This is a genomic window from Sphingomonas sp. jy18, from assembly GCF_056931895.1.
The window spans coordinates 18,693-34,478 of the sequence record NZ_JBXPBT010000002.1 but is presented as its reverse complement, the minus strand read 5'-3'; the positions used below and the strand labels follow the sequence as shown (position 1 = coordinate 34,478).

The 15,786-nt window shown below is 66.4% G+C and carries 14 protein-coding genes; 3 read left to right on the top strand and 11 right to left on the bottom strand.

The features are described 5' to 3' along the window. Position 1 precedes the first annotated feature (1 nt). The 8 genes from AC0QC4_RS05285 to lgt all read right to left on the bottom strand — a co-directional run bounded on the left by AC0QC4_RS05285 (position 2) and on the right by lgt (position 8,614). Positions 2–898, bottom strand: a complete 897-nt coding sequence (locus AC0QC4_RS05285; RefSeq protein ID WP_483658691.1) for an ABC transporter ATP-binding protein — start codon at positions 896–898, stop codon at positions 2–4. Continuing rightward, positions 898–2,016 carry an ABC transporter permease gene (locus tag AC0QC4_RS05280; protein ID WP_483658690.1) on the bottom strand — a complete coding sequence of 373 codons (1,119 nt, stop codon included), beginning with the start codon at positions 2,014–2,016 and terminating at the stop codon, positions 898–900. Before AC0QC4_RS05280 ends, AC0QC4_RS05285 begins: the two co-directional genes overlap by 1 nt. Before the next feature lie 77 nt (positions 2,017–2,093). Then, positions 2,094–3,410: a cystathionine gamma-synthase family protein gene (locus tag AC0QC4_RS05275; RefSeq protein WP_483658689.1), complete on the bottom strand. Its 1,317-nt coding sequence runs from the start codon at positions 3,408–3,410 to the stop codon at positions 2,094–2,096. Between the two features lie 147 nt (positions 3,411–3,557). Beyond that, the gene (locus AC0QC4_RS05270) at positions 3,558–4,961 is read right to left on the bottom strand and encodes an SLC13 family permease (RefSeq protein WP_483658688.1); all 1,404 of its coding nucleotides are present in this window, start codon (positions 4,959–4,961) and stop codon (positions 3,558–3,560) included. Positions 4,962–5,112: 151 nt separating this feature from the next. Next, positions 5,113–5,883, bottom strand: a complete 771-nt coding sequence (gene pgeF, locus AC0QC4_RS05265) for a peptidoglycan editing factor PgeF (RefSeq protein WP_483658687.1) — start codon at positions 5,881–5,883, stop codon at positions 5,113–5,115. Positions 5,884–5,992: 109 nt separating this feature from the next. Continuing rightward, positions 5,993–6,514, bottom strand: coding sequence for a GNAT family N-acetyltransferase (locus AC0QC4_RS05260; RefSeq protein ID WP_483658686.1), 522 nt, complete (start codon positions 6,512–6,514; stop codon positions 5,993–5,995). A gap of 20 nt (positions 6,515–6,534) precedes the next feature. Then, complete coding sequence (locus tag AC0QC4_RS05255; RefSeq protein WP_483658685.1) at positions 6,535–7,581, bottom strand: class I SAM-dependent methyltransferase; 1,047 nt, start codon at positions 7,579–7,581, stop codon at positions 6,535–6,537. A 139-nt stretch (positions 7,582–7,720) separates the two neighbouring features. Then, positions 7,721–8,614, bottom strand: a complete 894-nt coding sequence (lgt, locus tag AC0QC4_RS05250; protein WP_483658684.1) for a prolipoprotein diacylglyceryl transferase — start codon at positions 8,612–8,614, stop codon at positions 7,721–7,723. A gap of 74 nt (positions 8,615–8,688) precedes the next feature. On the opposite strand from lgt, the gene AC0QC4_RS05245 reads away from it, so the two are divergent. Next, entirely contained in the window at positions 8,689–10,395 is a 1,707-nt protein-coding gene (locus AC0QC4_RS05245; RefSeq protein WP_483658683.1) for a class I adenylate-forming enzyme family protein, read from the top strand. A gap of 58 nt (positions 10,396–10,453) precedes the next feature. After that, entirely contained in the window at positions 10,454–10,816 is a 363-nt protein-coding gene (locus AC0QC4_RS05240) for an endonuclease domain-containing protein (RefSeq protein ID WP_483658682.1), read from the top strand. Between the two features lie 117 nt (positions 10,817–10,933). Here the strand turns inward: AC0QC4_RS05240 and AC0QC4_RS05235 are convergent, their stop codons facing one another. From AC0QC4_RS05235 to AC0QC4_RS05225, 3 genes are all read right to left on the bottom strand, one after another. Further along, a complete protein-coding gene (locus AC0QC4_RS05235) occupies positions 10,934–13,000 on the bottom strand; it encodes a S46 family peptidase (RefSeq protein WP_483658681.1) in 2,067 nt (688 codons plus the stop codon). A 254-nt stretch (positions 13,001–13,254) separates the two neighbouring features. Beyond that, positions 13,255–13,968, bottom strand: a complete 714-nt coding sequence (gene bdcA / locus AC0QC4_RS05230; protein ID WP_483658680.1) for an SDR family oxidoreductase — start codon at positions 13,966–13,968, stop codon at positions 13,255–13,257. A gap of 28 nt (positions 13,969–13,996) precedes the next feature. After that, complete coding sequence (locus AC0QC4_RS05225; RefSeq protein WP_483658679.1) at positions 13,997–14,434, bottom strand: DUF1801 domain-containing protein; 438 nt, start codon at positions 14,432–14,434, stop codon at positions 13,997–13,999. Positions 14,435–14,559: 125 nt separating this feature from the next. On the opposite strand from AC0QC4_RS05225, the gene AC0QC4_RS05220 reads away from it, so the two are divergent. Continuing rightward, positions 14,560–15,786, top strand: a complete 1,227-nt coding sequence (locus tag AC0QC4_RS05220; protein ID WP_483658678.1) for a class I SAM-dependent methyltransferase — start codon at positions 14,560–14,562, stop codon at positions 15,784–15,786.

Below are 15,786 nucleotides of genomic sequence, written 5' to 3'. Positions count from 1 at the left end.
TTCAGTCTCCGGATCGCTGCGCGGCGCTGGCCGCGGTCAGGCTGGATTTGGGTCGCTCGGTGTTGATGTTGGCGGCAGAGGCGGTGCGCCCGCGCGGGCCGCTGAAATATTCGTGGATCCACGGATGATCGGTCGCCACCAGCTCCTCGATGGTGCCGATGGCAATCACCTTCTTGTCGGCGAGCACCGCCACCCGGTCGCACACGCTGTGCAGCGTATCGAGGTCATGGGTGATCAGCAGCACGGTCAGCCCCAGCGTATCGGCAAGTTCCCGGATCAGCGCGTCGAATGCCGCCGCACTGATCGGGTCCAGTCCGGCGGTCGGCTCGTCGAGGAACAGCAGCGCCGGATCGAGCGCCAGCGCCCGCGCCAGGGCCGCACGCTTGATCATCCCGCCGGAAAGCTCGGCCGGATATTTCGGCCCCGCATTGGCGGGCAGACCCGCCAGCACCACCTTGTAGGCGGCGATCTGGTCCAGCACCGTCTGCGAATAGGCTGGGTAATATTCCTTGATCGGCACCTGCACATTTTCGGCCACGGTCAGTGTCGAAAACAGCGCGCCGCCCTGGAACAGCACGCCCCAGCGCCGACGCACATCACGCAACGCGCCGGCATCGGTCAGGCCCAGCGCCGGCTGCCCGAACACCCAGATCTCGCCCTCGCTCGGCGTCTGCAGGCCGATGATCGAGCGCATCAGCACCGATTTGCCGGTGCCCGACCCGCCGACCACGCCCAGTATCTCGCCGCGCCGCACGTCGAGGTCGAGCCCCTCGTGGACCGTCTGCTCGCCGAAGCGGTTGGTCAGCCCGCGCACGCGGATGGCAAGCTCGTCGTCCCATTCGTCGAGCGGCACCACCTCTTCGGGTTCGGCCTCGGGCAGGATCGAAAATTCGGCCATCAGTTCCAGCCCAGCGAGGAAAAGAACACCGCGAAGAAGGCGTCGAGCACGATCACCAGGAAGATGCCCTGCACCACCGCCGCCGTGGTCCGCAGCCCCACTTCCTCCGCATTCGCCTTGACCTGCATGCCATGGTAGCAGCCGGTGATGGCGATGATGATGCCGAACACCGGTGCCTTGATCAGCATCGCGTAGAAATCGGTCATCGGAATGATGGTCTGCAGCAACTGCACATAGGTCAGCGGCGGAATGCCCAGCCCCACCCAGCAATAGAGACCGCCGCCGATGATCGCCCAGATCGAGGCATAGAAGCCCAGCAGCGGCATCATCAGCAGCGTGGCGAACACGCGCGGCAGGGTCAGCGCGTCGGTCGGAGAAACGCCGATGGTGCGCATCGCGTCGACCTCTTCGGTCAGCTTCATCGTCCCGATCTGTGCCGCGAACGCCGACCCCGAACGGCCCGCGACCATGATCGCCGCCATCAGCAGCCCCAGTTCGCGGACCGAGGCGCGCCCGACCAGGTTGATCGTGAACACCTCCAGCCCGAACTGCTCGAGCTGCACCGCCCCCTGCTGTGCAATGACGATGCCGACGAGGAACAGCATCAGGCCGATGATCACCAGCGCGTTGACGCCGACCGTCTCGAACCCGCGGACGATGGCGCGCCAGCGGATCCGGCGCGGATGGGCAAGCAGCCGCCCCGCAGAGATCAGCGCCTCTCCGAAGAAGGCGACCAGTTGCAGGAACTCGCGCACGATGATGCCGACCGCCGCCCCGACCTGCTCGGCAAAGCGCACGAACGGGGAGGATATGTCGGGCCGCATCTGCACCGGCTGGTCGGCACGCTGCACCGCCTCCATCAGCGTCACCGCCTCCGGGCTGGCGCCGTCGATCCGCGCACCGCTTGCAGCGGCCAGGCGGCTGACCAGCCAGGCGCCGACCGTATCGATGCGTTCGATGTTGGACAGGTCGATGGCGGACAGCCGCTGCCGCTCCGCCACCGCCGCCTGCAGTTCGTCATGCACGGCACCGATGCGCGCGAGCGTAAAACGCCCGCGCAGCATCAAAATGGCGGCCTCGCCATCCCCCTCGAACGAATATTCCGCCGCCATAACCATCGAACGCAACAGTGGGCAGGAAAGTTTCGTGCCGCAAGCGGTTTTGCCAGATAGCTGCGGTTATCGTGGCTTGCGCCTCACACCGCGTCGAGCGCCTGCGCGAAATCGGCGATCAGATCGTCGGGATGTTCGATGCCGATCGAAATGCGCACCAGATTGGGGGTGATGCCCATCGCCTTCTTGCGCTCGTCGGGCACGGAAAGATGCGTCATGGCGGCAGGCGCGCTCGCCAGCGTCTCGGTGCCGCCCAGGCTGACCGCCAGCTTGGCGATGCGCAAGGCATCGAGGAAGCGGAAGGCCTCCGCCTCGCCGCCCTTGATGAACAGCGAGAAGGTGGAGCCCGCCCCGCTGCAGTGCCGCTCGAAAATATCCTTCTGCGCCCCTTCCGGCAGGAACCCGAGATAGCCGAGCCCTTCGACCTTGGGGTGGCTGCGCAGGAAATCGCACACCACCGCCGCATTCTGCCCCGCGCGGTCCATGCGCAGTTCCAGCGTCTCCAGGCTGCGCATCAGCATCCAGGCGGTGTTGGGGTCGCAGATGGTGCCGATGGTGTTGCGCATGCTGCGCACCGGGTCGAGCCAGCGCTTGGCGCCGAGCACGCCGCCCGCCACCAGATCGCTGTGCCCGCCGACATATTTGGTCAGGCTGTAGACCGCCATGTCCGCACCATGCAGCAACGGCTTGGACCACAAGGGGCCGAGGAAGGTGTTGTCGATGGCGATCGGCGGGCGCGCGTCCGCTTCGAACGCCGCATCGACCGCGGCGCGCATCGCCTCGACATCGACCAGCGCGTTGGTCGGGTTGGCCGGGCTTTCCAGATAGACCATCGCCACCCGGCCGCCGCTCGCCGCCGCCTGCGCCTTGGCCGCACCCAGGATCGCATCCATCTCGGCGCGCGATACCTCTGCCGGGAAGTCGAGATAGGTGATGCCGAAGCGCGCGAAGATGCGCGCGATCATCGTTTCGGTAGCGGCATAAAGCGGCCCCGAATGGACGATGACGTCGCCCGCGCCGACATGCGCCAGGAACAGCGTGGCGATGGCGGACATGCCGCTCGAAAACACCAGCGCATCCTCCGCCTCATCCCATACCGCCAGGCGATCCTCGAGGATTTCCTGATTGGGCCCGTTGAAGCGCGAATAGACGAGGCCATCCGCCCCGCCCGGGCGCTTGCCGGTAATCCCCTCGAAATGCCGCTTGCCCGCCTCGGCGCTTTCGAAGGCGAAGGTGGAGGTCAGGAAGATCGGCGGCTTCAGCGATCCTTCCGACAGCACCGGATCGAAGCCGAAGCCCATCATCAGCGTCGACGGCGAAAGCTTGCGGTTGCCCAGCGTTTCGACCGACGGCTTGGGCTTGCGGCGCGGGGTGGCGGGGGGAAGCGTGGCGTCGGTCATGTAAGATTTTCTCCGCAGTTTTTGCTCGTCATTGCGAGCGAAGCGAAGCAATCCAGAGTCGCGCAGCGCCGTCCTGGATTGCCGCGCTTCGCTCGCAATGACGGAATAGGAAAATCCTAGCCCAATCCGGTTACAATTGAAACCGTCTCACGCCGTCAGAGAAACCGCCCACGCCACACCCACGATCAGCGGTATGCCGATCACGTCCAGCGCAAGCCCCGCCTTCAGCATCCGCGGCAGCGCGATGTGCCCGCTCGCCCAGGCAATCGCGTTCGGCCCCGTCCCCGACGGCAGCATGAAGCCCCAGCTTGCCGCCAGCGCAGCGGGCATGGCGAGCAGCAGCGGATCGACGCCGGTCGCGGCGATCAATGCGGCGACCACCGGCATCACCCCGCTCGCGGTGGCGACGTTGGAGGCGAATTCGGTGATCAGCACCACCAGCGCGCACAGCGCCAGCGCGATGAGGATGGGGTGCACGCCGCGCAGCGGCTCCAGCGCCTCGCCCAGCCATGCCGCCAGCCCGCTCTCGGTGATCCCCGCCGCCAGCGCCAGCCCGCCGCCGAACATCATGATCACGCCCCACGGCGCCCGGTCCGCCTCCTTCCAGGTCAGCAGCACCCGCCCGGTGCCGTCGGGCACCAGGAACAGCAGCAGCGATCCGGCCACCGCGATGGTGCCGTCGGTCAGCGCCCCGGCCGGAAACAGCGGCTCGAGCCAGGGCTGCGCCACCCACGCCAGGAACACCAGGCCGAAGATCGGCACCACCCGCTTCTCCGCCGTGCTCCACGCCCCCGCCTCGCCGAAGGCGACACGCGCGCTCGGCACATCGAACCCGGTCTTGGCCAGCTTCTGCACGCGGATCAGGATGATGAACGCCAGCAGGGTGCCCAGCACCACCATCGGCACGCCATAGGCCGCCCACAGCGCAAAGCCGATTTCGACATCGACCGCCTTCTCGATCAGGCCGACGGCGATGGCATTGGTCGGCGATCCGACGATGGTGCCGAGGCCACCGATCGACGCGGCAAAGGCGATGCCCATCATCAGCGCCCCCGCCATTCCCCCGGTCTCGCCCTCCGGCGTACGCACCGCGGCCAGCACCGCGATGGCGATCGGCACCATGATCAGCGCGGTGGAGGTGTTGGAAATGAACATCGACAGGATCGCCGTCGACGCCATGAAGGCGAACAGCAGGCCCCAGGCGGTGTCGCCGGATCGCGCCAGCAGCGCCAGCGCCAGCCGCCGGTGCAGCCCGACCCGCTCGATGGCGAGCGCGAGGAAGGCACCGCCCAATATCAGGAACAGGATCGGCGAATAATATTCCTTGGCGATGTTTGCAGCGCTCATGATCCCGAACATCGGCACCACCAGAAACGGCAGCAGCGCGGTCACGGTCAGCGGCAGCGCTTCGGTCATCCACCATATCGCCATCAGCACGGTCAGCGCCGCCATCCGCCATGCGGCGGCTTCCATGCCGCCAGGCGCGGGCAGCAGCAGCATGCCGATGAAGACAATGATGCCGGCGACAAGGCCGATGCGTTGGGCGGTCATGCCAAGGTCCTCCCCTGCAAGGGGAGGGGGACCATCCGCAGGATGGTGGAGGGGCAACCGCAGCATTTCCGGCTGCCGCCCCTTGCGACCACCGCCCCTCCCCCAGCTTTGCTGGTCCCCCTCCCCGTTCCGGGGAGGACCTCCTGCGCGGTCATCCTGCCACCCCGATCATACTTATCTGCCGCCCGTAGCTCGGCTCGCCCCGGTGGGTCGCGCGGCGGAAGCTGAAGAAATCGGCCTCGTTGGCATAGGTGTCGAGCCCAAGCAGCTCGACCCGCGCCACCCCCGCTGACGCCAGCCGCATCGCCACATAGGCTTCCAGGTCGAATTGCCAGTGGCCCGGCCGGCCGTCGATGAAGAAGCGCTCATTCTCGGCGTCGGCCTCGACAAAGGCGCGCAGCAGCCGCTCGTCCACCTCGTAACTCGCCCGGGCGATGCACGGCCCGACGGCGGCGGCGATGCGCGAGACATCGGCGCCCAGCGCCACCATCGCCTCCACGCACGCGTCGGTCACCCCGGCCAGCGCGCCCTTCCACCCGGCATGGGCCGCGCCGACCACGCCCGCCGCGCGATCGGCAAACAGCACCGGCACGCAATCCGCGGTGAGGATGCCCAGCAGCAGGCCGGGCACGTCGGTCACCATCGCATCCGCCTGCGGCCGCTCCTCGAACGCCACCACCTCGCGCACCGTCACGCAGGTGCGGCCGTGCACTTGATAGACACTCGCCAGCCCGGCCCCCGGCAGCACCGCATCGGCGGCACGCCGCCGGTTGGCGGCGATCACATCCGCGTCTTCGCCCGAACCATGGCCGGTGTTGAGGCTGGCGAAGGCACCGGTAGAGACGCCGCCCCGCCGCCCGGCGAAACCATGCGGCGAGCCGTCGAGCAAGCCGCTGTGCCAGAGGGGGAGAGGTTCAGTCACCTCTCGCCTCTCTCCTCGTCATTGCGAGCGAAGCGAAGCAATCCAGGGCGGTAAACGCCGACACTGGATTGCTTCGCTTCGCTCGCAATGACGGCGCTGAAATCAGCCATCACAACCATTTCCGCCACACCCGGTCGTCATCCACCACCGTTCCCACATGAAACGGATTCTTCCCCACCTCGACAAAGCCTTGCCGCGCATAGAAGCGCTTGGCCCGTTCATTGCCGACCCAGACCGAAAGATAGAGCGCCTCCGCCCCGCGCGCCCGCGCTTCGGCGAAGACGAAATCCATCATGGCATCGGCAACGCCGCTGCCTTGCACCGCCTTGTCCAGATAGAGCTGATGCAATTCCCACGTCTTCGCCGGCTCGGGGTCGCCGTCGGGCACTGGCAAGTCGTTGGGGCCGCCCTTGACGAAACCCCGTATCACGCCGCCCGCATCGCGCACGATCCGCAGCGCATAGGCGGCATCGGCAATCTGCCGCGCATAGGCCGCCGGCCCCATCGCCGTCTCGAGAAACGCCGCCAGATCGTCGGGCGGGTAATTCATATGGGCAAAGGTATCGCAGAAAATCTGCTGCGCGCAGGCGGACAGGGCAGCCGCGTCGGCCACCGTCGGCGTTTCAAGCATTATGTCTCCCGTCGACTGCCTCACCCGAAGCCCTCCCCTTGCGGCCACGCGTCATGCCGCATCGCCAGCACCTTGAACAGCTTGCCCATCTGGTCCGGATGCGTCAGCCGTCGCAGCGCCTCCTGGACGTCGACGCTGCGCGCCGGATTGCGCGCCGCCAGCGATTGCGCGCGCGCGGTGATGCCCAGTCGCTGCAAAAAGTCGCCTTGGCCAACCGGCCCCGATACGATCAGCCCCTCGCTCTCCCCGACTATCGCCAGCGCGCCGAAATCGACATGCGCGGTTATGTCGCGCTCGCCCACGCCATCGAAGGCATCGGCAAAACGGTGCCGCTCCACCGCCTGCAGCGTGTCGCCGGGTGCGGCCACCGCATAGCCATAATCGACCACCAGCATCGCCCCGCCCTGCCGTGCCAGCGTCTGTGCCAGATCGCGCGCGATGGCGACGCTCGCCGGACTGGCCTCGACGATCGCGCCGACCCCGGCAGAGCGCATGTCGGGCGGCACCGCCGCATCCATCGGCACCCGGCCCGCGGCCGGCGTGAACATGCCGTCGACCAGGGTCACCACCCGTTCGCGCCAGCCCTCGGCCGTCTTCACCAACTGGCGGATCGGCAGCGCGTCGAAAAATTCATTGGCGATCACCAGCAGCGGCACATCGCCCGGCAGGGTCGAGACGTCGGCATGAAAGGTCGCGCCCGGCACCGCGGCGGCCTGCACGTCGCGCAGGACCGGGCTGGTCTCGACAAAATGGACCGCGGGCACGAGGCCGAACTGCGCCATCGAGCGCAGCGCATCGGCGGCGAGCGATCCGCGCCCCGGCCCCAGTTCGGCATAGGCCACCGTCGGCTGGCCGGCACGCATCCACAGGTCCGCGCACCACAGGCCGATCATCTCGCCGAACATCTGGCTGATTTCCGGCGCAGTGGTGAAATCGCCGTCGGTGCCGAGCGGGTCGCGCGTCGCGTAATAATGCTGGTTGGCATAGGCCATCAGCAGGCTGACCGGCACCGATCCGCCCTGTGCGATCAGTCTCTCCAGCCGTTCGGCTGCTGCGGACTTCGTCACCACAACCACCGAATGTCATTCCCGCGAAAGCGGGAATCCAGTGGCGTCATCGAGCAGTGCGCTGTGTCGCTCCTGGATTCCCGCTTTCGCGGGAATGACCTTGTGAGATGAATGCATTGAAAAGGTCACCCGACCCCGCTCAAGCCACGCTGTCCGCGCCCGCAATCGGCTCCACCCGCTGGCGCCGGCCCTTCGCCGACCAGGCCAGCCACAGCCCGAGCACGATCATCGGAATCGTCAGCCACTGGCCCATCGACAATCCTGTCTGCTCGGCGAGCCACAGCAGTTGCGAGTCCGGCTCGCGGAAAAACTCGTTGATGAAGCGGGCCAGCCCCATGCCTGCCGCAAAGATGCCGACCAGCATGCCCGGATTGTACCGCGCCTTGGTGCGCCAGAACAGCCAGCTCATCAGCACCAGCATCGCCAGCCCCTCCAGCCCCGCCTGATACAGCTGGCTCGGGTGGCGCGGATCGAGCGTCCCGCTCGCCGGAAAGATCATCGCCCAGGGTACATCGCTTGCGATCACCCGGCCCCACAGCTCGCCGTTGACGAAATTGGCAAGCCGCCCGAGCAGCATGCCGATCGGCACCACGCAGGCTACATAGTCGCACACACGCAGGAAGCTCAGGCCGTTGCGCCGTGCGATGTACCAGATCGCCAGCGTCACGCCGATCACGCCGCCATGGAAGCTCATGCCGCCGTCCCACAGCCGGACGATCGCCACCGGATCGGCCACATACTGTTCCAGATTGTAGAACAGCACATAGCCCAGCCGCCCGCCAAGGATGACGCCCAGCATCGCCCAGAACAGCAGATCGTCGACATGCCGCTCGGCCATCGGCGCGCCCGGCTGGCGCAGCATCTTCTTGACCAGCCAGTAGCCGGCAAAGATGCCGATGATGTAGGCGAGGCTGTAGAAACGCAGCGGCAACTGCCAGTCGGTGAAGGGCAGCGGGATATGCACCGCGTTGACCAGCCCCAGATCGTTGAAATTGGTGTAGGTTGCGGCCTCGGCCAGCATGGACAGGATCAAGGTCTTTCCCCTCGGGATTTTTCTCCCCATATCGTTGCCAACGCGCGAGCGAAAGCAAAAGGGAGAGATTCGATATGCCATCTGCACTGGACCAGCTGATTGCCGAGGGCCTCGACGCCGTAATCGGCGAAGGCAAGATGTTCCAGCTCGGTACCGTCGAGAAATATGGCCAGAGCCTGCCGATCATCGCCAACGCGCCGCCCAGCCTGCCCTTCTATTTCGCCTATTTCTGCAACCTGCACGGTGACCTCGATTTCCTCGTCGACGGCGATGAGCGGCTGAGCTTCAGGGAAACCTACGCACGTGCCACCGATGTCGCCCGCGCGCTGGTCGATGGCTATGGCCTTGCCAAGGGCGATCGCGTCGGCATCGCCATGCGCAACGCGCCGGCATGGATCGTCACCTACATGGGCGTGCTGATGGCCGGCGGCGTCGCCACCCTGCTCAACGGCTGGTGGCAGGGTCCGGAACTTGCCGCCGGCATCAGGGACGCCGGCTGCCGCTTCGTCCTAGCCGATGCGCAGCGCGCCGGCCGGCTCGAAGCCACCGGGATCGATCATGGCGCGGAAATCGTCATCCTCGACATCGCCCGGCCGATTGCCGAAGCCATCGCCCCGCTGACCCACAAGGGCGGCAGCGACGCGACCCAGCTACCAATGGTGGTGGGGGACGATGTCGCCACCATCCTGTTCACCAGCGGATCGACCGGCCAGTCGAAGGGTGCCTATTCCACCCACCGCGCCGTCACCCAGGGCACGTTCAACTATATCGTGCAGACCGCGACCATCGTGCATGTGCTGACCCAGGCCGGCAACGCGCCCGAAGGCCAGGCGTCGACGCTGCTCAACGTGCCGCTGTTCCACGTCACCGGCGAAGTGCCGGTGATGCTGCAAAGCTTCGCCATCGGCCGCAAGCTGGTGATGATGCCCAAGTGGGATGCCGAGGAGGCGATGCGCCTCATCGAAAAGGAGAAGATCACCTATTTCGTCGGCGTGCCGCTGATGAGCTACGAGATGCTGATCCACCCCAACCGCGACAAATATGACCTGACCAGCTGCAAGAGCTTCGCCGCCGGCGGCGCCCCGCGCCCGCGCGATCATGTCGACCGGTTGTCCAAGGGCATGGGCGGCGGCCAGCCGCTGCTCGGCTATGGCCTCACGGAAACCAACGGCATCGGCTGCGGCAACATCAACGACAATTATCTCGCCAAGCCCGATTCGACCGGCCCGGCCAGCGCCCCGCTGGTCGATCTCGCCATCATCGACGATGCCGGCAACCCGCTGCCGCAGGGGCAGATCGGCGAAGTCTCGATCCGCAGCGTCGCCAATTTCGAAGGCTATTGGCACAACCGCGAAGCGACCGAGGCCGCCTTCACCAAGGACGGCCGCTTCCGCACCGGCGATCTCGGCTATCTCGACGAGGACGGCTATCTGTTCATCGTCGATCGCAAGAAGGACATCATCATCCGCGGCGGAGAGAATATCAGCTGTCCGGAGGTCGAAAGCGCCATCTACGGCCACACCGCCGTCGCCGAATGCTCGGTGTTCGGCCTGCCTGACGAACGCTTCGGCGAAATCGTCGGCGCCGTCGTCCACTACAAGCCGGGCGAGGCGGTGAGCGAAGAAACGCTGCGCGCCTTCCTCGGCGAACGGCTCGCGGCGTTTAAGGTGCCGGCAAAAATCTGGGAAGCGCCCGACGCGCTGCCGGTCCTCGGCACCGGCAAGCTCGACCGCGTCGGCCTGAGGAAGGCCTATCGCGAGCGGTATGAGGCGGGGGGATAACCCTCTCCCGTAAACGGGAGAGGGACAGGTCGCGCAGCGACCAGGGTGAGGGCCAGGCATGACCAATCAGCACAGAGGCCCGATCAACCGATCCAAATCGCCCCATACCGCGGCGCTGCGCCAAAATATGACCGAAGCCGAGGCCCGGCTGTGGGCGCATGTCAGGGGCAGACGATTCAGCAATCTGAAGTTCCGCCGCCAAGTGCCCATCGGCCCATATGTTGTTGATTCTCTATGTGTGGAACAGCGGCTGATCGTTGAGGTGGACGGCAGCCAACATGATGAAGTGGTCGATGCCACCCGCACCGCCTTTCTGGAAAAGTCGGGCTATAGGGTCATTCGTTTCTGGAACACGGATGTGTTGGCGCGGACGAAGGATGTGTTGGCGACAATATTGGCAGAAGTGAAAAAGCCATTCTGACTTTTCACTCGTCGATGGGAGAGGAAGAGGCACGTGGCGGTGGGGTAAAGGCGTCTAGGCCCTCACCCTCGCCGCCTTCGGCGTCTCTCCCTCTCCCGTTTACGGGAGAGGGTATGTTCACCGCCCCCGATTCAACTCCGCCACCAGCGCCGGCGCCGGATAGATATCCGTCAGCGCCTCCTGGATCGCCTGCGTCGACACCGTCACCGTCCGGTTCATCCGCCCATCGTAGCCGAAATTGCCGCCAAGGCTGTGGATGTTGCCGTCGAAAGCCGCGCCCAGCACGCTGCCGTCGCGGGCGATGACCGGTGAGCCGGAATTGCCGCCGATGATGTCGTTGGTCGAAACAAAGTCATAGGTCAGCGTCCCGTCGATAGCCGCGCGGTTGGCGGCAAAGGCGGGCGCAAGGTGGAACGGTGGCGCCCCGGTGGCGCGGTCGAAGGTGCCGCCGATCAGCGTGCGATAGGGCACTTCTGCGCCACGCTCGTTCCACCCCTGCACCGTACCGTAGGACAGGCGCAGCGTGAAGGTCGCGTCGGGGTAGGCGCTGTCGCCATAGGCCGCGAAACGCGCTGCCGCGAGCCGGGTCTGCGCCGCCGTCACCGGGCCTTCATACACGGCCTCGACCCGGGCCCGCACCGCCCGCGCCCGCGCGTCGGTCTCGCGCACGAACATGATCAGCGGGTCGTCCGATGCGGCAATCGCCGCCGATCCGCCTTCCCACAGCGCCCGGCGCACCGCCGGATCGGCGAGCCGCGAGCCTTCCACCAGCCGCGCCGCCAGCGCTTCGGGTGCTTCGCGGCCCAGCAGCGCGCGCACGTCGGGGCTGTCGACGGTCAGATATTCGCGGGTCTTCTCCAGCCAGAAGGACAGGCGCAGTTCCTCCAGCCAGTTGTAGGTCGGCACCGGCTGGAACAGGCTCTGCGCGGTGCGCGCCAGATTGGCGTCGCTGAACCCCGGCAGCCGCTCCGCCGCCGGCTTGTCGCGCTCGGCCGCGGCGCGCACCAGCGTCCGCGCCCAGCGGAACAACTGACTGCCCTGCCCGGCCTGCGCTTCGAGGAAACGGTAGTCGAGATAAAGCGGGCGATAGGCCGCATCCGCTGCGGCAATCTCTGCCCACGGATCGCCGATCGCGGCATTGCCGGCGCTGCGGCTGCGCAGATCGGCCTCCTGCCGCGCCAGCATCGCCCGGAACTCGGCGTCGTTCAACGAACGGAACTGGCCCGATTGCGCCTTGAAGCTGTTCTCGATGCCGCCCAGCGCGCCCTCTCCCTGCCGCCGGATCTCGGCGTCGCCCGCCTCCATTGCCGCGATCAGCCGGCCGCGAAACTCGGAGCCCAGGATCAGCGTCGTCGGCAGCGCCACTTCGCGCACGAACGCGCGCTGCGTCTCGGTCAGCCCGCGCGCGGTCGATCCCGGATTTCCGGAGACCATCACGATCTCACCCGCCTCCGGCGCACGCGGGTTCCAGCGCAGATGATGCGGCGTTTCCACCGGCCGCCCATCCTCATAGGCGCGCAGGAAGCTGGCATCGAGCGAATAGCGCGGGAAGTTGAAATTGTCGGGATCGCCGCCGAACTGCGCCGCCTGCGCCTCGGGCGCCCACACCATGCGCACGTCGCTGTAGCGGCGATAGGTGTAGAGCTTGTACTGGCCGCCGCCATAAAGCGTCACCACCTGGCAGCGATATTTGGCCGGGTCGGTGCAGCCGGCGGCCTCGATCGCGGCAATCTCCGCGTCGCGGGCGCGCACCAGCGCTTCGCCCGTGGCGGAGCCGATCGCTCCGGCAACGCGCGCGGTCACATCCTCGATCTTCTCGACCACCTCGGCCTGCTGCCCCGGGCACTGCCGCTCGGCCTCGCGCCGGTCGGCGACAAAACCCTTGGCGACCAGATCGTCGTCGGCGGTAGAAAGCTGCTGCAGGCAGGCGTCGATGCAGTGATGGTTGGTCAGGATCAGGCCGTTGCCCGAAACAAAGCTCGCCGAACAGCCGTTGATGCGCACCGACGACTGGCGGACATGGTCGAGCCATGCCTGATCGGGCGCCCAGCCATGCGCGCTCCGCATCGCTTCGGCAGGGAAATTGTCGAAGGTCCACATGCCTTCGTCGGCAGATGCAGCAGTCGCACCCATCAGCGTGATGGTCAGCGCCGAGGCGGCGTACAGGGGGGCGAGCGATTTCATGGGGGGACTCTCCGTGGCAGTTATCGTGCCGCGTCATGCCGTTGCAATTGCAACGAGGCAAGGCCGCCGGGAACCTCTCCCCTTGAGGGAGAGGATAGGGGAGGTTGGCAGCTTGCTGCCTACCGGACCTTGGAGAGGGGGGCGGCACAGAGCAAAGCCTCTTCCCGCCCCCTTTCCGCGATTTGCCAGGCGGCAAGCCGCCAAGCCAAGTCTATCCTCTCCCGCGAGCGGGAGAGGTGCCTGCGTCTCCCCCCTTAAATCCCCAGCCCGCCGTCGATGGTATGCGTCGTGCCGGTGATCAGCGCCGCATCCTTGCCGCACAGGAACAGCGCCAGCGCGGCGATCTCGTCAGCATGGGCATAGCGTTTGACCGCCATCAGCGACAGCAGCATGCCGGAGAAAGGCCCATCGGCGGGGTTCATGTCGGTATCGACCGGCCCCGGCTGGATGGTGTTGACGGTGATGCCGCGCCCGCCGAAATCGCGCGCCAGCCCGCGCGCCAGACCCTGCATCGCCGATTTCGACAGCGCATAGGCGGTAAAGCCCGGACCCGGCACCCGATCGCCGTTGACCGATCCGATGATGACGATGCGGCCATTGTCGTTCATCTGCCGCCCGGCTTCGACTGCGGCATGATAGGGCGAACGCACGTTGATATCGATCAGCCGGTCGACCGCATCCGCCTCGAGCTTGAGCGGATCGCCCATGATCGCCACCCCGGCGTTGACGATCAGGATGTCGAGCGCGCCTGCATCGCGCACCGCCGCCACGGTCTCCTCGCGCACCGCGCTGTCGGCCTTGTGCGCCGACGCCCCGGTTTCGGCCGCCAGCGCCTCGGCCGCATCCTTCGATCCGGCATAGGTAAAGGCCACGGTCGCGCCCGCCGACGCAAAATGCCTGACCATCGACGCGCCGATGCCCCGGCTGCCGCCCAGAACCAAAACCCGCTTGCCTGCGAATTCGCTCATTGTCCGATTCCCTTGATTGCCAGGTGCATCATGCCGGATAGCGTGCGTTCATGACACCCCAATTGATCGTCGCCAGCCGCTCCAGCACGGCCATGTCCACGTCGGCCAGCTTCTTGACGTAGAGACAGGCCTTGCCGGTCGAATATTTGCCCAGGCTGGCGAACAGTGCATCGGCTTCGGCCTGATGGTCATCGAAACTGCCCAGCAGATAGAGCACATGCTGCGCCTTGCGCGGGCTGAAGCCGATGCGGCACATGTCGCCCTCGCGCCCGCTGTCGTAGCGATAATGGTAGCTGCCGTAGCCGACGATGCTCGGCCCCCACATCTGCGGCGCCTCGCCCGTCACCCGGCGCAACATCGCGTCGATCTGTTCCGCCTCCTCGCGCCGCCGTGCGTCGGAAATTGCAGCCAGGAACGTGTCGACGGAAACTTCCGTGGGCTTTGTGCTATTGTCTGACCGGGCCATTGTTGCTCCCCTTGCAGAAGATTGCGGATTTCGTTCCACCGGACCGCTCCCGATGGCGACAAGCCCGCTCAATCTGCGCCAGAACCTACCATTCGATTGCCCCGAAAAGGAAGTCCGCCCAGCCCATGCTCCTTCTCTCCCGCCTGCTGACAAAACTCATCAAGGATGGCGCGCTGCTGGTCACCGGGCCGGATGGCCAGGCGCGACGCTATGGCGACACCCATTCGGCGCCTCTTGCCGTCACCATCCACAGCCGCCGGGCGGCATGGGCCATCGGCCGCAATCCGGCGCTCGGCGCGGGAGAGGCGTTCATGGATGGCAGCCTGACCGTCGCCAATGACGACATCATGGCGCTGCTCGCGCTCATCGCCCACAATGCCCGCTGGGACCGTGACAATCCCACCCGCGTCGCCCTGTGGAAGGCGCAGCGGCTGGTGTCGCGCTTCCAGCAGCTCAACGACGGCCTGCGCTCGAAGAAGAATGTGGCGCACCACTACGACCTCGACGACCGCCTCTACGATCTCTTCCTCGATCCCGAGCGGCAATATAGCTGCGCCTATTTCACCGACCCCGCCAACAGCCTCGAACAGGCGCAACTGGACAAGCTGGCGCATATCGCCGCCAAGCTCGCCATCGCCCCGGGCATGCGCGTGCTCGACATCGGCTGCGGGTGGGGCGGGCTCTCGCTCTACCTTGCCCGGCATTGCGGCGCGGACGTCACCGGCATCACCCTGTCGGAAGAACAGCTCGCCTACGCCCGCGCCCGCGCCGCCCGCGAAGGCCTGGCCGACAAGGTGCGCTTCGAGCTGATCGATTATCGCGCGCTCACGCCGGCCGATGGCCGCTTCGATCGCATCGTTTCGGTCGGCATGTTCGAACATGTCGGCCGGCCGCACTATCGCGCCTTCTTCGAACAGGTGCATGCGCTGCTGCAAGCCGATGGCGTCGCCCTGCTCCACACCATCGCCCGCGCCGACGGGCCCGGCGTTACCGATCCCTGGACCGCCAAATATATCTTCCCCGGCGGTTATGCCCCGGCCACCTCGGAAATCGTGCCGCATATCGAGCAAAGCTGGCTGTGGATCACCGATATCGAGGTGCTGCGGCTGCACTATGCCCACACGCTGCAGCATTGGTACGACCGCTGCCTTGCCAAGCGCGCCGAGATCGAGGCGCTGTACGATGCCCGCTTCTGGCGGATGTGGATGTTCTACCTCGCCTCGGCCGCCAATGCCTTCCGCCACGACGGGCATATGAATGTGCAGATCCAGATGACCCGGCGGCGCGACGCCTTGCCGATCACGCGCGACTATATGGCAGCCAACGAAACGCGGTTGCGCGGCGAAAGCTGA